The organism is Bacillus sp. KH172YL63 (assembly GCF_011398925.1).
Classification (GTDB): Bacteria; Bacillota; Bacilli; order Bacillales; family Bacillaceae_B; genus Rossellomorea.
In genome coordinates this window covers 367,764-390,523 of sequence record NZ_AP022842.1, presented here as the reverse complement: position 1 = coordinate 390,523, position 22,760 = coordinate 367,764, and the positions used below count along the sequence as shown (strand labels likewise).

20 protein-coding genes and 1 riboswitch are annotated in these 22,760 nt (G+C 49.3%); of the genes, 2 read left to right on the top strand and 18 right to left on the bottom strand.

Going from position 1 to position 22,760, the window contains the following annotated elements:
- Window positions 1-11 precede the first annotated feature (11 nt).
- The 6 genes from ligA to KH172YL63_RS01985 form a co-directional block, all read right to left on the bottom strand.
- Complete coding sequence (ligA, locus tag KH172YL63_RS02010) at window positions 12-2,018, bottom strand: NAD-dependent DNA ligase LigA (protein WP_173104541.1); 2,007 nt, start codon at window positions 2,016-2,018, stop codon at window positions 12-14.
- A gap of 51 nt (window positions 2,019-2,069) precedes the next feature.
- Window positions 2,070-4,295 (bottom strand): DNA helicase PcrA, encoded by a 2,226-nt coding sequence (gene pcrA, locus KH172YL63_RS02005; RefSeq protein ID WP_173104540.1) that lies wholly within the window; start codon window positions 4,293-4,295, stop codon window positions 2,070-2,072.
- Between the two features lie 84 nt (window positions 4,296-4,379).
- Window positions 4,380-5,066, bottom strand: a complete 687-nt coding sequence (locus KH172YL63_RS02000) for a heptaprenylglyceryl phosphate synthase (protein ID WP_173104539.1) — start codon at window positions 5,064-5,066, stop codon at window positions 4,380-4,382.
- Between the two features lie 177 nt (window positions 5,067-5,243).
- Window positions 5,244-5,543, bottom strand: coding sequence for a YerC/YecD family TrpR-related protein (locus tag KH172YL63_RS01995; RefSeq protein ID WP_173104538.1), 300 nt, complete (start codon window positions 5,541-5,543; stop codon window positions 5,244-5,246).
- 20 nt (window positions 5,544-5,563) lie between these two features.
- The gene (locus KH172YL63_RS01990) at window positions 5,564-6,601 is read right to left on the bottom strand and encodes a DUF3048 domain-containing protein (protein ID WP_173104537.1); all 1,038 of its coding nucleotides are present in this window, start codon (window positions 6,599-6,601) and stop codon (window positions 5,564-5,566) included.
- A gap of 40 nt (window positions 6,602-6,641) precedes the next feature.
- The gene (locus KH172YL63_RS01985; protein WP_173104536.1) at window positions 6,642-8,381 is read right to left on the bottom strand and encodes an adenine deaminase C-terminal domain-containing protein; all 1,740 of its coding nucleotides are present in this window, start codon (window positions 8,379-8,381) and stop codon (window positions 6,642-6,644) included.
- A 123-nt stretch (window positions 8,382-8,504) separates the two neighbouring features.
- On the opposite strand from KH172YL63_RS01985, the gene KH172YL63_RS01980 reads away from it, so the two are divergent.
- Entirely contained in the window at window positions 8,505-8,975 is a 471-nt protein-coding gene (locus KH172YL63_RS01980; RefSeq protein ID WP_173104535.1) for a YgaP family membrane protein, read from the top strand.
- 154 nt (window positions 8,976-9,129) lie between these two features.
- Window positions 9,130-9,243, top strand: a complete 114-nt coding sequence (locus KH172YL63_RS21795; RefSeq protein WP_332066905.1) for an EYxxD motif small membrane protein — start codon at window positions 9,130-9,132, stop codon at window positions 9,241-9,243.
- On the opposite strand, the gene purD is transcribed toward KH172YL63_RS21795, so the two are convergent.
- From purD to purE, 12 genes are all read right to left on the bottom strand, one after another.
- A complete protein-coding gene (purD, locus tag KH172YL63_RS01975; protein WP_173104534.1) occupies window positions 9,221-10,495 on the bottom strand; it encodes a phosphoribosylamine--glycine ligase in 1,275 nt (424 codons plus the stop codon). The two genes, KH172YL63_RS21795 and purD, sit on opposite strands and share 23 nt — an antisense overlap.
- A 246-nt stretch (window positions 10,496-10,741) precedes the next feature.
- Window positions 10,742-12,277 (bottom strand): bifunctional phosphoribosylaminoimidazolecarboxamide formyltransferase/IMP cyclohydrolase, encoded by a 1,536-nt coding sequence (gene purH / locus KH172YL63_RS01970; RefSeq protein WP_173104533.1) that lies wholly within the window; start codon window positions 12,275-12,277, stop codon window positions 10,742-10,744.
- A 355-nt stretch (window positions 12,278-12,632) separates the two neighbouring features.
- Window positions 12,633-13,208 (bottom strand): phosphoribosylglycinamide formyltransferase, encoded by a 576-nt coding sequence (purN, locus tag KH172YL63_RS01965; protein ID WP_173104532.1) that lies wholly within the window; start codon window positions 13,206-13,208, stop codon window positions 12,633-12,635.
- A gap of 36 nt (window positions 13,209-13,244) precedes the next feature.
- Window positions 13,245-14,273 (bottom strand): phosphoribosylformylglycinamidine cyclo-ligase, encoded by a 1,029-nt coding sequence (gene purM, locus KH172YL63_RS01960; RefSeq protein WP_173104531.1) that lies wholly within the window; start codon window positions 14,271-14,273, stop codon window positions 13,245-13,247.
- Window positions 14,274-14,284: 11 nt separating this feature from the next.
- Complete coding sequence (purF, locus tag KH172YL63_RS01955) at window positions 14,285-15,706, bottom strand: amidophosphoribosyltransferase (RefSeq protein ID WP_173104530.1); 1,422 nt, start codon at window positions 15,704-15,706, stop codon at window positions 14,285-14,287.
- Window positions 15,682-17,916, bottom strand: coding sequence for a phosphoribosylformylglycinamidine synthase subunit PurL (purL, locus tag KH172YL63_RS01950; RefSeq protein ID WP_173104529.1), 2,235 nt, complete (start codon window positions 17,914-17,916; stop codon window positions 15,682-15,684). The genes purF and purL overlap by 25 nt, the downstream gene beginning before the upstream one ends.
- Complete coding sequence (purQ, locus tag KH172YL63_RS01945; protein ID WP_173104528.1) at window positions 17,900-18,586, bottom strand: phosphoribosylformylglycinamidine synthase subunit PurQ; 687 nt, start codon at window positions 18,584-18,586, stop codon at window positions 17,900-17,902. The genes purL and purQ overlap by 17 nt, the downstream gene beginning before the upstream one ends.
- A complete protein-coding gene (gene purS / locus KH172YL63_RS01940) occupies window positions 18,583-18,837 on the bottom strand; it encodes a phosphoribosylformylglycinamidine synthase subunit PurS (RefSeq protein WP_173104527.1) in 255 nt (84 codons plus the stop codon). Before purS ends, purQ begins: the two co-directional genes overlap by 4 nt.
- Window positions 18,825-19,550 (bottom strand): phosphoribosylaminoimidazolesuccinocarboxamide synthase, encoded by a 726-nt coding sequence (gene purC, locus KH172YL63_RS01935; RefSeq protein WP_173104526.1) that lies wholly within the window; start codon window positions 19,548-19,550, stop codon window positions 18,825-18,827. The genes purS and purC overlap by 13 nt, the downstream gene beginning before the upstream one ends.
- A 107-nt stretch (window positions 19,551-19,657) precedes the next feature.
- Window positions 19,658-20,869: an adenylosuccinate lyase gene (gene purB, locus KH172YL63_RS01930; RefSeq protein WP_173104525.1), complete on the bottom strand. Its 1,212-nt coding sequence runs from the start codon at window positions 20,867-20,869 to the stop codon at window positions 19,658-19,660.
- On the bottom strand, window positions 20,866-22,026 hold the full coding sequence (purK, locus tag KH172YL63_RS01925) for a 5-(carboxyamino)imidazole ribonucleotide synthase (protein ID WP_173104524.1): 1,161 nt from the start codon (window positions 22,024-22,026) through the stop codon (window positions 20,866-20,868). The genes purB and purK overlap by 4 nt, the downstream gene beginning before the upstream one ends.
- Entirely contained in the window at window positions 22,013-22,492 is a 480-nt protein-coding gene (gene purE, locus KH172YL63_RS01920; protein WP_173104523.1) for a 5-(carboxyamino)imidazole ribonucleotide mutase, read from the bottom strand. The genes purK and purE overlap by 14 nt, the downstream gene beginning before the upstream one ends.
- A gap of 160 nt (window positions 22,493-22,652) precedes the next feature.
- Window positions 22,653-22,754, bottom strand: a riboswitch (purine riboswitch).
- Window positions 22,755-22,760 lie beyond the last annotated feature (6 nt).

Genomic DNA, 22,760 nt, shown 5'->3' with positions numbered 1-22,760 from the left:
CGTTACACCTCTTATCGGTTAAGTTCTTCCATCAGCTTGTCCTCATCCCACACTTCGATGTTCAGTTCATTTGCTTTTGAAAGCTTGGAGCCGGCGTCCTCCCCGGCGATGACAAGATCGGTTTTCTTACTGACACTGCCGGTGACCTTGCCGCCGAGCATTTCGATCTTTTCTTTCGCTTCATTCCGGCTCAGCCGTTCGATTTTCCCCGTCAACACAACGGTCTTCCCGGCGAAATAGGAGTCCACATCGCTTGCTGCGACTGGCTTAGGCCCTTTGTATTCCATATTCACACCGGCATCCTTCAGTTCCTGGATAAGTTCTTTCACTTCATCGTTTTCGAAATATGCGACAACGGCTTCCGCCATCTTATCGCCGATTTCGTTAATATTGGTCAGCTCTTCCTTGCCTTTTATCATGAGTGCATCCATCGTCCCGAACTCCTGGGCGAGGGTCTTTGCCGCCTTTGCTCCGACGTGACGGATGCCGAGGCCGAATAACAGCTTCTCCAGAGAATTCCCTTTCGATTTCCCGATGGCTTCGAGGAGGTTGTCGACGGATTTTTCACCCATCCGCTCAAGCTGCAGAAGTTGTTCCCGCTCTAATCGATATAAGTCGGCCACATCTTCGATCAGCTTTTCACGGAATAATTGGCTGATCACTTTTTCTCCGAGGCCATCGATGTTCATGGCGTTCCGGGACACGAAATGGATCAGACCTTCACGGATCTGGGCAGGACATTTTGGGTTGATGCAGCGCAGCGCCACTTCCCCTTCAAGCCTGACGAGCTCACTTTCACATTCGGGGCAGTGGGTCGGCATCTTGAATTCCTGTTCGTCACCTGTTCTTTTGTCTTCGAGTACATTGACGACTTCAGGGATGATATCCCCCGCCTTTTTAATGACAACATGATCGCCGAGTTTGATATCTTTCTCCCTGATCAGGTCTTCATTATGAAGGGAAGCCCGCTGAACAGTCGTCCCTGCGACGCGCACAGGTTCTAAGATTGCCGTCGGGGTGACCACTCCGGTACGTCCGACGCTTAGCTCGATGTCTCTCAATACGGTCACGACTTCTTCAGCAGGAAATTTATAGGCAATCGCCCATCTCGGGCTTTTCGCTGTCGTTCCGAGCTCCTGCTGCTGCTCCAAGGAATCGACTTTAATGACGATTCCGTCGATATCATAAGAAAGGTTCGGCCGCTCATCTGTCCATTTTCCGACGAACTCCAGCACCTCTTCGATCGTCGCACATTTCTTCCGCTCCTGATTCGTTTTAAAACCGAGCTTCTCTAATGTATCCAGTCCTTCGCTGTGGGAATCGATCCCCGTATCCCCGATATCGGCAAGTCCGTACAGGAAGATATCCAGATTTCGGGATGCAGCGATTTTCGGGTCCAGCTGCCGGAGAGAGCCTGCCGCTGCATTGCGCGGGTTGGCAAAAGGCTCTTCCTGCTTTTCTTCTTTTATTTTGTTCAATGCCTCAAAGGATCCTTTAGGCATGAAGGCTTCTCCCCGCACTTCAAAGGTGAGGGGCTCAGAAATCTTCAACGGGATCGAGCGGATCGTTTTCAGGTTGGATGTAATATCTTCTCCAATCGATCCATCCCCCCTTGTCGCACCTTGCACGAACACCCCGTCCTCGTAACGGAGGGACACGGCGAGGCCATCGATCTTAAGCTCACATACATATGAGAAGTCGTCACCGACCGCCTGACGGATGCGCCTGTCAAAATCGCGGAGATCCTCTTCGTTGAAGGCATTCCCAAGGCTCAGCATCTGACTCCGGTGCTCCACCTTTTCAAATGCATCCAGGATCGCCCCGCCGACACGCTGTGAAGGGGAGTCTGCCGTCTTCAAATCAGGGAAATCATCTTCAAGCCCGATCAGTTCCCGAAGAAGCTGGTCATATTCAGCATCAGGCACGGACGGCTTGTCCAGTACATGATATTCAAAGTTATATTGATTCAACAGTTCATGTAATTCATTGATACGCTTTTCGGCTGATTGTCGATCCATTTCCACAACCCTTTCTTGCTTATATCGTCATTTATTCAAACACGGTCCGTGTCACGCTTTTTCAATCGGCGCAAATTTGGCAAGGAGACGCTTGACTCCCGTCGGACTAGGGAAAGCGATATCGAGCTCGATACTGTCTCCTGATCCTTTCACGCTGACGACCGTTCCGGTACCCCACTTCTTATGCTGTGCCTTATCCCCAACCTGCCAGGCAACGGATTCTCCGCCTGTGGTCGTCTGGACCGGCCGTGAAACAGGCTTTCTCGGTGCAGGCCGTGAAGGCGATTTTGCAGCTGATTTGCCGAAAGGCGTGAAGGCACTTTTCTTTTCTGCCATGACGTCATCCAACAATTCAGCAGGAATTTCACTGATGAAACGGGATACAGGGTTCATCTTCGTCTGTCCGAAGAGGGTCCTCATCTGGGCGTTCGTGAGGAAGAGATGTTCTTCTGCCCGGGTGATCCCCACATATGCGAGACGGCGCTCCTCTTCCATTTCATCCTCTTCCATAAGGGAACGGCTGTGAGGGAATACACCTTCCTCCATCCCCATCAGGAAGACGACAGGGAATTCAAGACCCTTTGCCGCGTGAAGCGTCATTAATATGACAGAATCCTTCGGCTGATCATCTTCATCAAGCTTGTCTATATCAGCGACAAGTGCCAGGTCTGTCAAAAAGGCCACGAGACTCTTATCGTCATTCGTTTCCTCGAAGCTCTTCGTGACAGACAGGAACTCATCCAAGTTCTCAAGTCGTGATTGGGATTCAATCGATTTTTCCGCTTTGAGCATATCGGTGTAGCCTGATTTTTCAAGGATTTCTTCGACAAGCTCCGTTACCGACAGATACTCCTGCATATTCGTATAGCCTTTCACCATCTCCATGAATTCAATCACCGATTTCGTGATCTTGGGGCTCAGGCCGATGAAGTCCGCCTCTGCAAGTGCCCGGAACATGGAGATATCATGCTCCTGTGCATAACGTGCGATTTTATCGATGGATGTGGCACCGACTCCACGCTTCGGTACGTTAATCACGCGCTGAAGGCTGATATCATCATCCGGATTGGAGATGAGTCTGAGATATGCGAGGATATCCTTGATCTCTTTACGGTCGTAGAACTTGATGCCGCCGACGATGGAGTACTCGATATTCGATTTAAGGAGCACTTCCTCCATGACACGGGACTGGGCATTTGTACGGTAGAGGATGGCGAAATCGGCATACTTCCGCTTCCCGTCCTGCATCATTTCTTTGATTTTACCGGTGACGAACTGGGCTTCTGTCTGTTCTGTATCCGCCCTGAAATAGGAGATCTTCTCCCCTTCATCATTTTCCGTCCACAGATTCTTCGGTTTACGGTTCGAGTTCTTCTGGATGACTTCATTCGCCGCCTGAAGGATCCGCTTCGTGGAACGGTAATTCTGTTCAAGGAAGATGACGTTCGCTCTCGGGTAGTCCTTCTCAAAGGAAAGGATATTTGCGATATCCGCACCGCGCCAGCGATAGATCGACTGATCCGAATCCCCTACGACGCACAGATTCTGGAACCGTGACGCCATGAGCTTGACGAGCATATATTGGGCACGGTTCGTATCCTGATACTCATCGACGTGGATATATTGGAATTTCCGTTGATAGAATTCCAGCACTTCCGGTACCCGTTGGAACAAGTGGATCGTCGTCATGATCAAGTCATCGAAATCAAGGGCCTGGTTCTTACGTAGACGCTTCTGATACTCGGTATACACATCAGAAACAACCTGGTCATAATATCCGCCGACCTGCTTCGATAATTCTTCAGGAGTGGTCAGTTCGTTTTTCGCAGAACTGATCGATCCCAGCAGAGAACGGGGATCAAACTTTTTAGGATCAATATTCTTTTCTTTTAAAATTGATTTAATGACGGATTGCTGATCCGTAGAATCGAGGATCGTAAAGTTCCGGTTCATTCCGATCCGGTCGATATCACGGCGGAGGATCCTCACACACATACTGTGGAAGGTCGAGATCCAAATGTTCTCAGAGGCCCCTCCAAGGATGTTTTCAATACGGTCCCTCATCTCCCGGGCTGCTTTATTGGTAAAAGTGATCGCCAGGATGTTATACGGGTTAACCCCTTTTTCCACCATCAAATATGCGATCCGGTGCGTCAACACCCTCGTCTTTCCCGAACCTGCCCCTGCCATGATCAGTAACGGCCCTTCCGTCGCCTTCACCGCTTCAGCCTGCTGCGGGTTCATTCCATTCAACAATCGATCAGTCAAAAATTGCATACTCTCACACCACCATAACGAACATACGTTCTATATTTTAATACCATTATATCGTATCGGGGGACGGACCTCCAGTACAGATTCTTACCCCTTTACCGCTTTAACAGTCTTCAAAGCTTCCTTCAAGTTATCATAAACAGCATTTCCAACGACGACCACATCTGATACAGCCGCCATCTCTTTCGCCTGCTGCACGGTCTCGATGCCGCCTCCGTAGAACAGCGTTGTGTCCACAAGCGCATCCCTTACCTCTTTCACCGTCTCAACATCTCCATAGGTTCCGCTGTACTCAAGGTAAAAAATCGGCAGGTTGAACATCTTCTCTGCCATCATCGCATAAGCAGCCGCATCTTCACCAGAAATACCGGTGTCGGCTTCTGTCACCTGTGCCGCTTTGCAGTCAGGATTCAATATACAATATCCTTCTACGAGGATTTCGTCCCAATTCATGATTTCTCCATATTCCTTTACAGCCTGGTGATGCAGTCCCGTCACCCAGTTCGTGTTCTGACTGTTCATCACCATCGGAATGAAATACAAATCGAAGCCCGGAGTGATCGACTCCAGATTCGAGACCTCCAGAATACAAGGAACCGTATATCGTCTCACACGCGCCATCAAATCAAGGACTTTTTCAAGGGTTACACCGTCCGTTCCCCCTACCAAAATGGCATCTGTCCCTGATTCACAAACTGCTTCTAAATCTCCGTCGTCTATCGATTTATTCGGATCTAGTTTAAACACATGGCTCCATTTTTTGACATCATACATGCTTTGTTCCTCCATTCATACTTCCATCTAACGTATTATATCATGTGTGGAAGGGAGTCGCATTAGATCATCCTTTGTTAAGAATTGTCGTAAAATGGATGGATTCTTTCTCCTTGGAGGCATATTTCACTACAGCAAAAACAAAGACCGCCCATCATGATGACAGCGGTCCTTTGATTATTTTTCTTTCTGATGTACCCGATCGAGCACAAGCTGATAGGTATCGTTACCGTAATTCAAGCAGCGCTTCACGCGGGAAATCGTCGCCGTGCTCGCGCCTGTTTCGGTTTCGATCTTATGATACGTTTTCCCATCCTGAAGCATGCGTGCCACTTCAAGTCGCTGGGCAAGCGATTGTATTTCATTGATTGTGCAAAGATCATCAAAGAATCGATAGCATTCTTCCAGGTCCTGCAGAGACAGAACAGCATTGAATAACTGATCCAGCTCTTTACCTCTTAATTTATTTATTTGCATGAATAAGACTCCTTTTCCATCTATTGTTGATAAGATACAGCACCAGTCAATCCTGGTGAACTCGGGATGATATTGATCCAGGTAGATCCCTTCAGGAAGCTGACCGGCTGATCATTCTCATATGGAAGGATCCGTCCATCGATGTTCTTCCATTGAACTTTCCTGAGCTTGCCTTCTTGCATCAAGTAGGCATCACCGCCGGACTCGAGATCGATGTCACGTCTTCCTTTATCATCCACTAATGTATGGTCCGTCTCCACAATGAAAAGATTCTTTACAAGCACCGGGACATTCCCGTTGTAATCGATGGTCTGTTCCCCGTCCGAGTATCGCTCATATTTGCCCTCTTCTTCATTATAGTCATACATGACGTTAAACAACTGATTGCGACTGTAAGTGACCATGACCGACTGTGCCGCTTCCCCGCCAGCATCGCCTTTGTCACTGAAATTCAGTGATTGCGGGGTGCGCTCCATGTCAAAATCATTCTTCTCTGCTCCCTCAGAAATATGCTTATATGAAATATAAGAATTATGAGGGGCTTTGCGGAAACTTGCCCGCTCAAATAATGTTCCGTCGTATTGCATACCGTTCAGATGATCGATATAACCGCCCGTCAACATATCCTTCGCCTCGGGACTGTAACCGTGAGCGATAAAAAGTCCGTCGTACCCTCTCGCAAGTTCTATATAATAGTCCCTTGCACTCCGGACAGGACCGATCTCTTCAGGCTGATGGCTTTGAAAAATCGCCAGGAACCTGGTGATATCCCCTTCCGCCAGCACTTCATAAATGACGTCTGCCTGTGACAGACCCGATTGGGGCCGGGCCTTCGGATGGTTGTTCACCATGACGGCAACCGCCCGGGATGCCGTCGCTTCTTCCTCGGCGACCCCTGTCAAAGGTGCCTGACTTCTCTCTTCGGTTTCGACGCCAGTTTCTTCCTTCACTGCATTCGTTGCCGTTTCTTTATCAGATTCTTTCTTTATCTCTTTATCTGAACTACATGCGACAAGTGTAAGCGAGCTTAACGCAATAATCAAAGCTCTTTTCAGCATGTTTTAAACACCCCTATTACTTTCCCTATACTTTATTATTTTAACGCATTATCGTTGGAAAGAGTACCGTTTTCTTCATTACATCATAGATTCCCTTCTGTGTCATCCGGATATAAGGCAGGTGGGTGGACTGAAGGAACAATAATGTATAAATCGGATCTGCAAAACGATAGCCCCTTTCTTTCAACAAACTTTTAAGCACCTTTTCTTCCTCAATCAGCTCAGGCATATCCTTTTGTGAAAGCAGGCCGCTCAACGGAAGCGGAATTTCGTGGAGGACTTCACCATTTTCCGTCAGGACAATGCCGCCTCCGATTTCCTTCATTCTCCTGAAGGCCGCAATCATATCCGGTTTGCTTTTTCCAATCAGGATAATGTCACCTGTGTTGGAATACGAGGACGCAAAGCCCATGACGCCGCCTGCGAATCCTTTGATCATCGTACTGATCCTCCACTCGCCTTTCCGGTCGAGCAGCATGAGGAATGACTGATCATGATCTCCATCAAGGAAATCAGTGGATGGATTGATCGAAATCGAATACGGCTTGGTGATCACATCGTTCACCATTTCAATCCCGAACGGCATCGAGAACTGGAGGTCGTCATATCCGACTTCCCAATCGAGGTCCAGGGGCTTGAAGCCATTCTCACCCCAGTTGATCGTCGTCGTATCCTCCACCTGTTCCCCTGCCAAGCGCACCCATTTACCCTTTGCCAGGACAGAGACAGGAGTCGGTTCATCCTGTGCAGAAAGGAAATTGATATTCGCGACCCTGCCTGTAGCGATCATTCCGTGCAGGTGTGTGATGTTATAATAATTCGCCACATTATAGCTTGCCATATTGTAGGCATCAATCAGGGGTACCCCCTTCTCGATCGCCATTTTAATCATGAAATCCAGCACCCCTTGTTCATAAAAACCAGGTGTGGATCCGTCCGTTGTGAACAGGAGGGAATCATAGGAATCGATGCCCTGCTCTTTAAGCCCTTCCAATAGGACAGGAAGATCCGGCCTGATCGAAGAATGACGCAGTGTCACAGTCAATCCTTGGATCAGGCGCTTATACACATCCTCACCGCTCATCGCTTCATGATCGCCATCGATCCCGAGAAGTCGCAGCTTGGCAATCGTTTTGTCGGAAGCCCCCGGCAGATGACCTTCGATGACTTTCCCCATACGCTTCGCTTCCTGCATCCAATGAAGGAGGAGATCATCCCCCTGCAGCAGTCTCGGCCAGGCAGTCAACTCACCGCCCTGCAGGACTGAATCATGCTCGAGCCACGATTTCACCTCACCATTAGAGAAGGTGACTTCTTCATTCATCATCTCCGTCTGGGAATCAAAGCGTGTCCACCAGTACATCGAAACCGGCAGTTCATTGAGCTCACTCAATAAAGTAAACGCTTTCTTTTTTTCTAATTGTAAAAACATCATCAGGTTATCATTGACGAATGTCGTCGTACCTGACTGAGATGCATATTTGGAAAAGGATTGGGGATTATAAAGCTGAAACGGGTGTACATGCGGTTCTATATATCCGGGCACGAGATACTGGCCGGCACAGTCCACTACTTCGCAGTGCCCAAGGTTTTCAGGCAGCTTTTCTCCTGTATAGACAATCCGGTCCTGATAGATCCAGATGTGACCTTGCACCCATTTTTTCAAAGTTGAGTGAAGATACGTTGCATTCTTCAAAAGAAGACTCGGGGACAATTCCCCATTCAGTACTTGTACATGTTCTCGCAGTTGTTTGTTCTTCCATCTGTAGCGCTGTTCCAATGTGAACACTCCTCTAGTGGAATGGTATTAGGTTAAGTTTCATTTTATGGTAACATATTTTACTATTTAACGCATTAAAGGTTTCCAACAATTATGTGAATTTTCTATTAAGGAGGAAGCAACATGAAAGCATCATCAAATATCGGGATCATCAACGCCCTCATCCGCATCACCATCGGGTTTACCATCCTCGCATGGAGCACATCGAAACTCACAAGACGGCCATGGAGGGATTCCTACCTGGTCATGGCAGTGATCGGCGCCATGAAAGTCGGAGAAGGGATCCTCCGCTACTGCCCTATCACAGCACTGTTTGAGAAAACAGCTGGCGGAAACGGAAGTGGCGGTTTCGCAGGTTTTAAAGGAATGGACATGACCAACCTCAAAGACATGCTCAAAACCGACAAAACCACACCGGACCAGCACCGTTCCGAACACACACAACACAGCGGAGACCCGCTCAACAACACCAAAAAAGAAACCAACTTCAACCCCGAACAACTCACCAACCAAGAAGTCATGGACGCCCTCGGCGGGAACGGGGAGACAAGTTCTGGAGGGACAATTTCTAGAGGGACGGACCTTCCTTCTTAAAGGATTGGGGGACGTACCTCCCCCTCCTTTTCCTTTTATGACGCGTTTCCTTTGAGTTTGAGCACGTTTAGAAACACAAAATGCCGAGGTCCGTCCCCCAAAAAGGACTTTCCCCGGCAACTGATTTAATTTTATTAAAAAGGAGTTGTACTGTATGTTCTGGGAGTATTTGACGGATATGTCGTACGTGCTGTTTTCCCTGATCGGCGGCATTGTGGCCATTACGTATGTGTATGTGCGAAAGTCTAGGAAGAGACGCGCGCGATAGCTTTCTGGCCGATATCACTTCTATAGAATAGTCCGCTGCATTCCACTTTGGACAATTGCTTATACACGTCAGCCTGGGCTTCTTCCACTGTCGCAGCGCTCGACGCGACAAGCAGCACCCTTCCCCCGTTTGAAACAAGGGCACCGTCTTCATTCAGGTCCGTCCCGGCATGGTACACAAGCGTGTCAGCATCGACCGTCCCCTCTATGTCAGGCAGAGGTATACCTTTTTCATACTCACCGGGATAGCCTTCTGCAGCGAGCACGACTCCAAGGACCGCCTCTTCCGACCATTCCAGCTCCACTGGTTTCCCTTCGATCAAATCCTTCACGATCAGACCGAAATCCGAGGTTAAACGGGGCAGCACAACCTGTGTTTCAGGATCACCGAAGCGGGCATTGAATTCAATGACTTTCAGACCTGCATCAGTCAGCATCAGGCCGGCGTAAAGAATCCCTGTAAATGAACGATTCTCTCTGATCATCGCCTGTGCGGTCGGACGGAGAACGGTGGCCACCGCTTTCTGGACCACATCATCCGGGATGTGGGGCACTGGTGAATATGCACCCATCCCGCCGGTATTCGGTCCTTTATCACCATCCAAAGCACGCTTATGGTCCTGGGCAATCACCATCGGATAAACCGATTCACCATTCACAAAAGCCATGAGTGAAAACTCTTCGCCCACCAGACATTCCTCGACGACCACTTTTGCAGAAGCCTCACCGAATTTCTCATCCAGCAGCATGTTTTCCAATGCGCCGACCGCTTCCTCCTCGGTTTCTGCCACCACGACACCTTTGCCGGCTGCCAGTCCATCAGCTTTCACCACAATCGGGGCGCCGACCGACTTTACATAGTCGATCGCTTTTTCAACACTTGTGAATACTTCATAATCGGCGGTCGGGATGCCGTACTTCTTCATCAGATCCTTTGAAAAGGATTTGCTTCCTTCAATGATGGCCGCTTCTTTCGTTGGGCCGAATATCTTGAGGCCTTCATCTTTGAAGCGGTTGACGATGCCGTCCAGAAGTGGATTTTCAGGACCCACAAACGTAAAGGCAATGTCTTCCCGTTTCGCGAATCCGATAAGGTCGTCCACATCTGATTCATTGTACGGCACGTTTGTCGCAACAGTTGCAATTCCGGCGTTCCCTGGTGCACAAAAAACTTCCGACACACTTTCACTTTCCGCAAATCTCTTACAAATCGCATGCTCGCGTCCTCCGCGACCAATTACAAGTACCTTCATCTTGAAAAGCCCCCTTTTTTTAAAAAACCTCTCCCCTGACGTGATGGCGGAGGAGAGGTTTGTAGACTGGAGGGACGGACCTCCAGTCGCTGCCTTGAAAGCAGATACTTTCAATGGTGAAACCCTGCTGTGGCAAGGTTTCGTGTTTTAAGTCATGTGGATTGCTTCCGGTTTTGGAGGTCCGTCCCCTGAAACTACTGGTGAGGTCCGTCCCCAATAACTATCCCCCAAAGAAACTCCAACTCATCAATGCTTAAAGTGACGAACCCCCGTCAATACCATCGTGATGCCGTATTCGTCGGCTTTTTTGATGGAGTCTTCGTCGCGGATGGAGCCTCCAGGCTGGATGATGGCTGTGATGCCCGCTTTAGCGGCTGCTTCTACGGTGTCATCCATCGGGAAGAATGCATCGGATGCCATCGCGGCCCCTTTTGCTTTTTCTCCCGCTTGTTCGAGCGCGATGCTTGCTGCACCAACCCTGTTCATTTGTCCTGCACCGACGCCGAGGGTCATCTGTGCATCGGTTACGACGATGGCGTTCGACTTCACATGTTTCACGACTTTCCAGCCAAGCTTCATGCTCGCCCATTCATCTTCTGTCGGTTCACGTTTCGTCACGACCCTGATGTCTGCATCGTCAAGGGTGAAGGTGTCGTCAGCCTGTACAAGCAGCCCACCTTCGACAGTCGTCAGTCTCCGCTCGATTTTGTTCGTAGAGTCGAACGGCACCGTCAACAGACGGATATTTTTCTTGCTTGAAAGAATCTCAAACGCTTCATCACTGAAAGCTGGTGCGATGACAATCTCAAGGAAAATCTCATGTAGCTGCTTTGCTGTTTCCCCGTCCACCAAACGGTTCAACGCGATGATTCCGCCAAAAATGGATGTGGAATCCGCTTCGTATGCTTTTGAGAATGCTTCGCTGATCGATGTTCCCACGCCGACACCGCACGGATTCATATGCTTCACTGCCACTGCCGTCGGCTCAGTGAATTCCTTCACGATTTGAAGTGCCGCATTCGCATCGTTGATATTGTTATAAGAAAGCTCCTTGCCGTGAAGCTGCCTTGCCATGGCAATCGAGAATTCAGACCCAAGGGGCGCACGGTAGAAGGATGCCTGCTGATGAGGATTCTCCCCGTAACGGAGCGTCTGCTTCAATTCGTATGTTGTGGTGAAGCGCTCCGGGTTTTCTTCACCTGAAATGTCGGTCATATATTGTGCGATGAATGAATCGTAGGCTGCTGTATGACGGAACACCTTCGCAGCAAGCTTACGGCGCTTCTCCAAAGATAATTCGCCTTGAAGCTTCAATTCCGCAAGCACTTCATCATAATCAAGGGCGTCCACGACCACCGTGACATATTGATGGTTTTTCGCTGCCGCACGAAGCATCGTCGGACCGCCGATATCAATATTCTCGATCGCTTCTTCCACGCCGACATTCGGCTTTGCGATCGTTTGCTGGAATGGATAAAGATTGACACAAACAAGGTCGATGCCTTCGATCCCCTGTTCCTCGAGCTGTTTCAGATGCCTTTCTTCACCCCGCTTGGCAAGGAGTCCGCCGTGGATGTTAGGATGGAGCGTCTTCACCCGTCCTTCAAGGATTTCCGGGAATCCCGTTACATCTTCGACACCGATTACGTCCACTCCATTTTCTAAAAGGAGCTTCTTCGTCCCGCCTGTCGAGATGATTTCGTATCCTAATTCCTTTAACTCGGTTGCGAATTCGATGACTCCGCTTTTATCTGAAACACTGATTAATGCTCTCTTTTTCAATGTCTGATCCTCCTCTGACTTCTGAAATGCTGATTTTATTCCATTATTTCTTTATGATTCAACCTTGGTTTCAAGGAACTCTCTTGAGTCCGCCCAGCTTCACGCTCTTCACTTCTTACAGCAAAAAGGCCGCAATACCCGCCATAGTGTCGATACACTTGGCCCCCAGAGTGACACATCACCGTTCTTCCCGATGCGCCTCCGCAAAGCCAGGCCGCTCACCGCCATGGCAATGGGGCATTTCACCATGCCACGCTCCACCGGTCTCACTCAAACGTTCCCGATCCAAGGTCCGTCCCTCACCACTTTATCACACTACCATGATAAAGCAACCTCTTTTCCTCATCTCCGGCAGTTAGTAGCCGGTGGTGAGGAAGAGGTGGTTGAGGGTTGTTGGGTATAGGTGGTGTTCGACGTGCTGGATTTTGTCCTGGAGTGATTGTTTGGTTTCGCCTGCTGTGACGCGGACGATTTCCTGTGCGATGATCTCGCCTGTATCCATGCCGGCGTCCACATAGTGGACCGTGACGCCGGTGATCTTCACTCCTCCCTCGATCGCTTGTCCGATGGCGTCTTTACCTGGAAACGCCGGGAGAAGCGATGGATGGATATTGACGATCCGGCCGCCGAAGCTTTCGAGCAACGTAGGGCCGACCAACCTCATATACCCTGCTAATACAATAAAATCAACACCCAAATGAGCGAGCTCATTTAGGATTTCCTGTTCGAATGCGTGCTTATTTTCGTAATCCTTCGCACGGAAAACGAAAGTGGGGATACCGGCCGACTGGGCGCGGTGAATAACGAATGCCCCGGGCTGGTCACAAACCAGCAGTCTGATATTCGCTTTCAGCGTCCCTGCTTGAACCGCATCCACCAATGCTTGAAAATTACTTCCGCTTCCTGATGCAAATATGGCAACCTGTCTCATGACTCGCCCCCGTTAATGACATGCTCACCTTTCGTTTCAGCGAACTAAACGGACACCTTCACCGGCAGACACACGTCCGATGATATAGGCTTCTTCTCCCTGTTCGCCGAAGAATCGAAGAAGGTCTTCTGCTTGATGTTCCTCAACCGCTAACACAAATCCAATCCCCATATTGAAAATATTGTACATTTCGCTCCGCTGGATATTCCCGTACTGCTCAAGGAGAGTGAAAATGCCCGGGATCTCCCAGCTTCCCTCGGTAATCTCCGCCTGAAGATGATCCGGCAGCATCCGGGGGATATTCTCAATGAAGCCTCCGCCTGTAATATGGGACATCCCTTTGATGGGAAACTGTTTCAGTGCCGCTAATACTGGTTTCACATAGACCTTTGTCGGTGTAAGCAATGCCTCTTTTAGTGTGGTCCCAAGCTCCGGGATTGATTCTTCCAAAGAGAACGACTGATCTTCGAAGAATATTTTCCGGACCAACGAGTATCCATTACTGTGTATACCACTCGACCCCAGTCCGACTAACACATTTCCTTCAGAAATTTGTTCACCTGTGATGATCTCTTTTTTTTCACAGGCCCCTACCGCAAATCCGGCGATATCATATTCGTCATCTGAATACATTCCCGGCATTTCAGCGGTTTCGCCGCCGATCAACGCGCAGCCCGCCATTTCACATCCGTCCGCAATCCCTTTTACAATACCTTCGATCTTCTCCGGAAGTGCTTTCCCGGTCGCTATATAATCTAAGAAATACAGTGGCTCCGCTCCTTGAACGACGATGTCATTCACGCACATGGCGACACAATCGATCCCGATCGTATCGTGTTTGTCCGCCATGAAAGCAAGCTTCAGCTTCGTCCCGACCCCGTCCGTGCCAGAAACCAGGACAGGCTCCTTCAAGTTCAGGGACGACAGATCGAACATGCCCCCGAAGCTTCCCAATTGACCGAGGACACCTTCCCTTGCCGTTCGTTTGACATGCTTTTTGATCCGGTCGACCGATTCATATCCTGCCTCGATATCTACTCCTGCTTGACGATACGCATTTGCCATCATGGTCCCCCCTATTTCACTAACTCTTTTTCATGTGGATGAAGTGTATCCGGGTAAATCTCAGTCGGATATTTGCCTGTAAAGCAAGCCATGCACTGGCCGCGGTTTTCCGAAGAATCATCCCGGCCGATGGCTTTGATCACACCGTCTGTGCTCAAGAATGTCAATGAGTCCGCTCCGATGATCTGGCGCATTTCTTCCACTGAGTTGGAAGAGGCGATCAACTCCTCATGAGTCGATGTATCAATGCCGTAGAAGCAAGGATTCTTGATCGGCGGTGAACTGATGCACACATGCACTTCCTTCGCGCCCGCTTCCTTTAACATGGTAACGATCCGTTTCGATGTCGTTCCCCGTACGATGGAATCATCGACCATGACGACCCGCTTCCCTTCCACCACGCCTCTGACAGGTGAAAGCTTCATCTTCACACCCTGCTCACGGAGAGATTGGGAAGGCTGAATGAACGTACGTCCGACATACCGGTTCTTGATGAGCCCCATTTCATAAGGGATCCCCGATGCTTCCGCATAGCCGATCGCACTTGAAATGCTGGAATCAGGCACGCCCGTCACGACGTCCGCTTCGACCGGCGCTTCCTTCGCAAGTTCCATCCCCATCCGTTTTCTTGCAGAGTGGACATTGATTCCCTGTATATTGCTGTCAGGCCTCGAGAAGTACACATATTCCATCGTGCACATCGCCTTTCCCCCTGAAAAACTAAACCGTTCTGAGGTCATCCCCTCATCATTGATGATCACAAGCTCCCCCGGTTCGATATCCCGAACAAATTCAGCCCCGACGATATCAAAGGCACACGTTTCAGACGCCACGCAGTAAGCATCCCCAAGCTTACCGAGTGATAATGGGCGAAGACCGTGCGGGTCAAGGGCCACCATCATCTCGGTTTCCGTCATCACGACGAACGCATAGGCGCCCTTCAACATCGTAAGTGCGTTCTTCACACGGTCCTTCAAGTTGAAATAACCGCTTCGTTTGATCAAATGTGCGAGCACTTCAGTATCTGAACTTGTTTGAAAAATACTCCCCTGTCCTTCAAGCTGATGCTTCAAGGCGTTCGCATTGACGAGATTCCCGTTATGGGCAAGTGCAAGGCTTCCATTCTGCGAGTTGAAAAGGAGGGGCTGGACATTCTCATATCCTCCGCCCCCTGCAGTCGCATATCGGACATGACCGATGGCCGCGTTCCCTTCAAGCTTCTCGATGGTACCTTCCTGGAACACTTCCGTCACGAGGCCTTCCCCTTTTAAGCACCGTAACTTTGAGCCGTCGGAGACGACGATACCCGTTCCTTCTTGTCCCCTGTGCTGCAGACTGTGAAGTCCGTAATAGGTGATCTGTGCAGCATTCGGGTGCCCCCAAATACTGAACACGCCGCACTCTTCGTTTAACCCTTTGATTTCAGCAGGCATGGGATCGCTCCTTTCCAGGCTGATTCTAATTCTTCAACATCCGCTTCCAAAATAGCATCCCCGGTTTGTGATGATACCTTGACCGCTCCAAGGCCGGTCACTTCACCGATGTTCTTCGCTTCTGGAACCAGCTTCTCAAACTCATGTTTATGTTCCGGTTTCACCGATACGATGAATCTCGATTGTGTTTCACTGAAAAGGTCTGCCACATTGTTCTCACCTGAGATCACAACGTCTGCTCCCAACCCTTTTGTTCCAAACGTCGATTCTGCAAGAGCCACGGCGAAACCACCTTCAGCGATATCGTGGGCAGATGCCACAAAACCTTTTTGAATCGCTTCTAACAACTGCATTTGCCGACGAAGCTCGGTTTTCAAATCGATTTTCGGTGCCTGACCGAAGATTTTTCCTTCTGTCAGCTTCTGAAGCTCGCTTCCACCGAACTCTTCATGTGTGTCACCGATCACATAGATGGCATCGCCTGCTTCTTTGAAGCTTTGCGTCGTAATATGATCAATATCCTCGATCAGTCCGACCATCCCTACGACTGGTGTCGGATAAACGGCGGTCCCCATCGATTCGTTGTATAAGGAAACATTCCCTCCGATAACCGGCGTCGACAGCTCACGGCACGCCTCGCTCATCCCCTCGACGGATTTTTCGATCTGCCAGAAGATTTCAGGCTTCTCAGGGTTTCCAAAATTCAAGCAGTCGGTGATCGCAAGCGGGATCGCTCCGGAACAGACGATGTTACGGGCTGCCTCTGCTACCGCGATCTTTCCTCCGACTTCCGGATCCAGGTACAAGTAACGTGAATTACAATCCGTTGTCATGGCAAGGGCTTTTCTCGTCCCACGTACCCGTACGACCGCCGCATCAGAACCGGGGGTCACAACCGTGCTCGTTCTTACTTGGTGATCATATTGATCGTATACCCATTCTTTACTTGCAATCGTTGGCTGCTGCAAAAGCGCTTTAAGCGTTTCTTTATGATCGGCGACTGCCGGTGCAACTGTTTCCATCGCTTGAAACTCTTTATAATAAGCCGCTTCTTGAGAAGGCTTGTGATAGACAGGCGCCTCTTCGGCAAGGGCATCGACCGGCACATCCGCCACGACTTCACCCTTGTGAAGAAGACGGAGACGTTTATCATCAGTTACCTTTCCAATCGACACCGCTTCTAAATCGTATTTTGAAAAAAGATCAACGATTTCCTGTTCACGGCCTTTTTCCACGACGATCAGCATGCGTTCCTGTGATTCTGACAGCATCATTTCATAGGCTGTCATGCCTCTTTCACGCTGAGGGACAAGATCAAGATCCATCTCGATCCCGGATCCCGCTTTACTGGCCATTTCCGCTGATGAGCTTGTAAGACCGGCAGCCCCCATATCCTGAATACCGACAAGGGCATCGCTCTTTACAAGTTCCAGACACGCTTCAAGCAGTAATTTCTCCATGAATGGATCTCCCACCTGAACAGCAGGGCGCTTCTCCTCCGATCCCTCGTTCAATTCCTCGGAAGCGAATGTGGCACCGTGAATGCCGTCACGTCCTGTTTTCGCCCCGACATACATGACCGTATTGCCGACACCGTGTGCCTGACCTTTTTTAATATCTTTATGATCAATCAAACCGACACACATGGCGTTCACAAGTGGGTTGCCTTCATAAGCGGCATCGAACTGAACTTCCCCGCCGACCGTCGGGATCCCGATGCAGTTACCGTATCCGGCGATACCTGCTACGACTTCTTTAAATAGATACTGAACACGAGGAGAATCCAACTCTCCAAAGCGTAAAGAGTTGAGGAGTGCGACAGGTCTTGCCCCCATCGAGAATACATCCCGTATAATGCCGCCGACACCCGTTGCCGCTCCCTGATAAGGCTCGATCGCCGACGGATGATTGTGACTCTCGATTTTGAACACAACTGCTTGATCATCGCCAATGTCAACGATCCCAGCTCCTTCTCCAGGTCCTTGAAGAACACGCTCACCTGTCGTCGGGAATTTCATCAGTACAGGCTTCGAATTTTTATAACTGCAGTGCTCTGACCACATAACCGAGAACAGGCCGGTTTCTGTGTAGTTCGGCGTTCTCCCGAGGATGTTTTCCACCATTGAAAATTCTTCGTCTGTTAAACCCATCTCACGGTAAAGCTGTTCTTCTTTCACTTGTGTTGAAGTTGGTTCAAGCATTAACGACATGTTTTTCCCTCCAGTGTTTCACAATCGATTGAAATAGTTTCTTCCCGTCTTCACTACCTAGTAAAGTGTCCATCGCCCGTTCCGGATGAGGCATCATCCCGAGCACATTCCCTGCTTTATTGGTGATCCCGGCAATGTTCTCCACGCTTCCGTTCGGATTTTCATCACTGTAAGTGAAGACAATTTGATTGTTTTCCTTCAATGACATCATCGTCTCTTCATCACAGAAATAGTTTCCTTCACCGTGGGCGATCGGAATTTGAATCACATCATTCTTTTCATAGCCATTGGTAAACATCGTTTCATTGTTTTCGACGGTCAACGGCACCGTTTTACAGATGAATTTCAGGCTGTCATTCCGGCGTATCGCCCCTGGCAGCAGCCCTGTTTCGAGTAGAACCTGGAATCCGTTGCATACACCGAGAACCGGCTTCCCTTGCTCTGCCGCCTTCACGACCTCTTTCATCACGTTCGAGAAGCGGGCAATCGCCCCTGAACGAAGGTAATCCCCGTACGAGAATCCCCCTGGTAACAGAATTGCATCATAGTTTTCCAGATAATCAGCATCGTGCCAAACGTAGTCCACTTCTTCCCCGATTTCATCCTTGATCGCATGGTACATATCGATGTCGCAATTTGAGCCTGGGAATACAATCACTGCGAACTTCATTGGGCGACACTCTCCTCGATTTCATATCGGTAGTCCTCGATGACCGGATTGGCAAGCAGGCGGTGACACATTTCCTCCACTGCAGCTTCAATGTTTTCGACACTTGACGGAAGCGTCAACTCCATATACTTCCCGACGCGCACATCTTCCACACTCGTAAATTCCATAGCGTGCAACGCCTGTTTCACAACACTTCCCTGAGGATCCAATACACTTTCTCTTAATGTGATATAAACCTTTACTTTGTACATAATCCTTTTCCTCCTAAGCGTTCTAAAATGATTGCGTATACTTCTGTCAAACTGCCAATATCTCTTCTGAAAACATCTTTATCAAGCTTCTGGTTCGTCTCTGCATCCCATAACCTGCATGTGTCGGGTGAGATTTCATCCCCTAATAGAATTCTTCCATTACGGTCTTTGCCAAACTCCAATTTGAAATCGACTAACGTGACGCCCGCATCTTTGAAAATCCCTTGAAGCACTTCATTCACACCGAGCGCCATCTTTCTGATCCCGGCACGTTCTTCACGTGATGCGATTTCCAGGAAATCAATATGATCATCGGTGATCAGAGGATCTCCAAGATCATCGTCCTTGTAGTAGAATTCGATAATCGGTTGTGGAAGGGGTGTCCCCTCTTCTTTCCCGAGCCGTTTTGCCAGGCTTCCTGCGATCACGTTACGGACCACCACTTCAAGTGGGATGATCTCTACCTTTTTGACAAGCTGCTCATTCTCCGATAACTGCTTGATGAAATGACTCTCTATGCCATGCTCGGCAAGCTTTGAAAATAGTAAACTCGAAATCTTATTATTCAAAACCCCTTTGCCGTCGATCTCCGCCTTCTTCTCCCCATTGAAAGCCGTCGCCGAATTTTTATACTGGATCCAGACAACCTCTTCATCGTTCGTTGCAAAGATTTGCTTTGCTTTCCCTTCATATAAAAGCGTTCCTTTTTCCACGGAAATCCCCTCTATTCCTGAATATTAGCAATCTTCAGTCTATATTTTCATAAAAAAAGGAAGGGATTCCGTTAAAAACCCCTGCCTTATTCTTTTATCAGAAGGACTTATACCAAGCCGCAACGTTCAAAAATTGTATCTACATGCTTTAAGTGATAATTGTAATCGAAGCAGTCATTGCTTTCAGCTTGCTGCACCGTATCATAGGCTTCTTCGCGGGTCATGCCTTTATCGATCAGGGCAAGAAGCACACGCTGGGAATAGATCAGGCCTAGTGTACGGTCCATATTACGCTGCATATTCTCCGGGAACACCGTCAAGTTCTTGATGATATTTCCGAAACGGTTCAACATGTAATTAAGGGCGATCGTTGCATCCGGCAGGATCACACGCTCTGCTGATGAATGAGAGATGTCCCGCTCATGCCACAGCGGCACGTTCTCGTAAGCTGTCATCATGTATCCTCTGATCACCCGGGCCATTCCCGTCATGTTCTCAGAACCGATCGGGTTACGTTTATGAGGCATCGCCGACGACCCTTTCTGGCCTTTCGCGAAGAATTCTTCCACTTCACGTGTTTCACTCTTTTGAAGACCGCGGACCTCAACAGCAAACTTCTCGATGGACGTCGCAATCAGGGCAAGCGTCCCCATGTAATGGGCATGGCGGTCACGCTGAAGTGTTTGAGTGGAAACTGGTGCCGGCTTGATGCCAAGCTTTTCACACACGTACGATTCAACAAATGGCTCGATATTCGCATACGTTCCGACCGCACCGGAAATCTTACCGAACTCCACGCCGTCAGCTGCCGCTTTAAAGCGCTCCACGTTACGTTTCATCTCTTCATACCACAGGGCAAGCTTCAAACCGAAAGTCGTCGGCTCAGCATGGACACCATGTGTACGTCCCATCATGACCGTATGCTTATGTTCTATCGCCTTGTTCTTCAAGATTTCCACAAAGCGCTCCAAATCTTTTAAAATGATCTCGTTCGCCTGCTTCAGCTGATACGAAAGTGCCGTATCCACAACGTCTGTTGAAGTCAGTCCGTAATGAACCCATTTTCTTTCTTCCCCAAGCGTTTCAGATACCGCTCTTGTAAATGCCACCACATCGTGACGGGTTTCTTCTTCGATTTCTTTAATCCGGTCCACATTGAACCCGGCGTTCTCACGGATCTTCGCAACATCCTCTTTCGGAATGTCACCGATCTCAGCCCATGCTTCACAAGCCAGGATTTCCACTTCAAGCCAAGCTTGAAAACGATTTTCTTCTGTCCAAATTGCCCCCATTTCAGGGCGTGTATAACGTTCTATCATACCTTTTGTCCTCCGATCTTTTCTTGCACCTTCCAAATTCCAGCTTCCGCTATATCGGTCAACGTCTCTTCCACATCGTTCGTTAACAGCGTGACGTGACCCATTTTCCGTTTCGGCTTCGGTACATCCTTCCCGTATAAATGGATGAACCAGTCTGGATGATTTGGAACAGCCTTCATAATAGGCTCGATATGCTCTCCTAATAGGTTAACCATCACAGCGTCCTTTAATAAGACAGGTTGAACAAGGGGCCAGTTGCAGACAGCCTTGACGTGCTGGGCGAACTGAGAGAAATCACATGCTTCGATTGAGTAGTGGCCAGAATTATGCGGCCTTGGTGCAAGCTCATTGATGTAGATGTCCCCATCACTTGTCAGGAACATCTCAATCGCAAGCGTCCCTACAAGATCAAGCGTCTCACTGATCCGCTTCGCCATCTCGATCGCTTTATCTGCCGTTTCTTCCGTCACCCTCGCCGGTGCGATCGTTTCATGCAGGATATTATCAACATGAATGTTCTCCACAACCGGAAAATTCGTCTGCTGTCCGTCGGGATTTCGCGTCATGATCACGGATAGCTCTTTCTCGAATGGAATCCATTTCTCCAGCACACATGGACCGTTCTCCAATAACCGTGCAGCTTCCTCTATTCCATCCGCTTCCCGTATCACATACTGCCCTTTCCCGTCATAACCGCCACGGGCTGTTTTCAGAACCACTGGATAGCCAAGCTTTTCTATATTATCATAGATATCCTTCTGTTGTTTAATCACAGCATAAGGAGCCACCTTCACCCCTGCAAGCGTCAACGCTTCCTTCTCCATGATCCGGTCCTGCGTGATCCGGATCAACTCGGCTCCCTGAGGTACGTAGGCCCGTTCTGACAGCCACTTCAAGGCCTCATAATCAATATTCTCGAATTCATATGTAATCACATCACACTCTTCCGCCAGCCTGTACAGTGCATCATACTGGTCGAAGCCTGCCGTGATCACAAGATCTGCCACCTGGGCACACGGTGAGTCTGGGGAAGGGTCGAGCACCGCCACCCGAAAGCCTCTTAACTTCGCATCAAGGGCCATCATCCTGCCGAGCTGTCCGCCTCCAATGATTCCGATCATCTGTCCCGGTAGTATCCTTTTCTTATTCAAGGTCATCACTACTTTCCATCACTTTTTCCCGCAGCGCTTCACGTCGTTCATCCAACCTTGCCGCCAACCCTTCATCTTCAACCGAAAGAATCTGTGCTGCCAGAAGTCCCGCATTGGTCGCCCCGGCCTTCCCGATTGCCACAGTCGCAACCGGAACACCGCCAGGCATCTGTACGATCGAAAGCAATGAATCCATCCCGTTCAGCGCCTTCGACTGAACCGGCACCCCGATCACAGGCAGCGTCGTCTTCGCGGCCACCATCCCAGGGAGATGGGCTGCGCCCCCTGCACCTGCAATGATCACCTTCACGCCCTTCTCTCTCGCACCTTCTGCAAACTCAAACATATAATCTGGTGTCCTGTGAGCCGATACAACCCGCTTCTCAAACGGAACCTCGAGCTCCTCCAATACCTCACACGCATGCTTCATCGTTTCCCAGTCCGACGTACTCCCCATGATCACTGAAATCATAATGGTGACAGGCACCTCCCGTAGTATATCCGAATCCCCATCACACAAAAATACCCAGATCAACTGCTCTCCACTTCATGAGAGAAAGCAATTGATCTGGGTATTTTACAGACAAGGGTCCCCTAAATAAGGCCCGGGGCCATACCTTGACATCCGTATCCAGACATCTACTTTCCCTCATAGTCCGACCATTTACGGTAGTCAGGTAGAGACTCATGGGCCATATTCCCATTATTATATGAGGGTGTTCGGTTTATTTGTCTTCATC

What these genes read in the sequence shown, in the direction of transcription:
- KH172YL63_RS01990 (WP_173104537.1), bottom strand. Translation starts at nt 6,601, where the DNA reads ATGCTGAAAAGAGCTTTGATTATTGCGTTAAGCTCGCTTACACTTGTC.
- purD (WP_173104534.1), bottom strand. Translation starts at nt 10,495, where the DNA reads ATGAAGGTACTTGTAATTGGTCGCGGAGGACGCGAGCATGCGATTTGT.
- purS (WP_173104527.1), bottom strand. Translation starts at nt 18,837, where the DNA reads ATGTACAAAGTAAAGGTTTATATCACATTAAGAGAAAGTGTATTGGAT.
- KH172YL63_RS21795 (WP_332066905.1), top strand. Translation starts at nt 9,130, where the DNA reads ATGTTCTGGGAGTATTTGACGGATATGTCGTACGTGCTGTTTTCCCTG.
- purM (WP_173104531.1), bottom strand. Translation starts at nt 14,273, where the DNA reads ATGGCAAATGCGTATCGTCAAGCAGGAGTAGATATCGAGGCAGGATAT.
- purE (WP_173104523.1), bottom strand. Translation starts at nt 22,492, where the DNA reads ATGATTTCAGTGATCATGGGGAGTACGTCGGACTGGGAAACGATGAAG.
- KH172YL63_RS02000 (WP_173104539.1), bottom strand. Translation starts at nt 5,066, where the DNA reads ATGTATGATGTCAAAAAATGGAGCCATGTGTTTAAACTAGATCCGAAT.
- purK (WP_173104524.1), bottom strand. Translation starts at nt 22,026, where the DNA reads ATGACCTTGAATAAGAAAAGGATACTACCGGGACAGATGATCGGAATC.
- KH172YL63_RS01980 (WP_173104535.1), top strand. Translation starts at nt 8,505, where the DNA reads ATGAAAGCATCATCAAATATCGGGATCATCAACGCCCTCATCCGCATC.
- purB (WP_173104525.1), bottom strand. Translation starts at nt 20,869, where the DNA reads ATGATAGAACGTTATACACGCCCTGAAATGGGGGCAATTTGGACAGAA.
- purL (WP_173104529.1), bottom strand. Translation starts at nt 17,916, where the DNA reads ATGTCGTTAATGCTTGAACCAACTTCAACACAAGTGAAAGAAGAACAG.
- purQ (WP_173104528.1), bottom strand. Translation starts at nt 18,586, where the DNA reads ATGAAGTTCGCAGTGATTGTATTCCCAGGCTCAAATTGCGACATCGAT.
- purN (WP_173104532.1), bottom strand. Translation starts at nt 13,208, where the DNA reads ATGAGACAGGTTGCCATATTTGCATCAGGAAGCGGAAGTAATTTTCAA.
- purF (WP_173104530.1), bottom strand. Translation starts at nt 15,706, where the DNA reads ATGCCTGCTGAAATCAAAGGGTTAAACGAAGAGTGCGGCGTGTTCAGT.
- pcrA (WP_173104540.1), bottom strand. Translation starts at nt 4,295, where the DNA reads ATGCAATTTTTGACTGATCGATTGTTGAATGGAATGAACCCGCAGCAG.
- KH172YL63_RS01995 (WP_173104538.1), bottom strand. Translation starts at nt 5,543, where the DNA reads ATGCAAATAAATAAATTAAGAGGTAAAGAGCTGGATCAGTTATTCAAT.
- ligA (WP_173104541.1), bottom strand. Translation starts at nt 2,018, where the DNA reads ATGGATCGACAATCAGCCGAAAAGCGTATCAATGAATTACATGAACTG.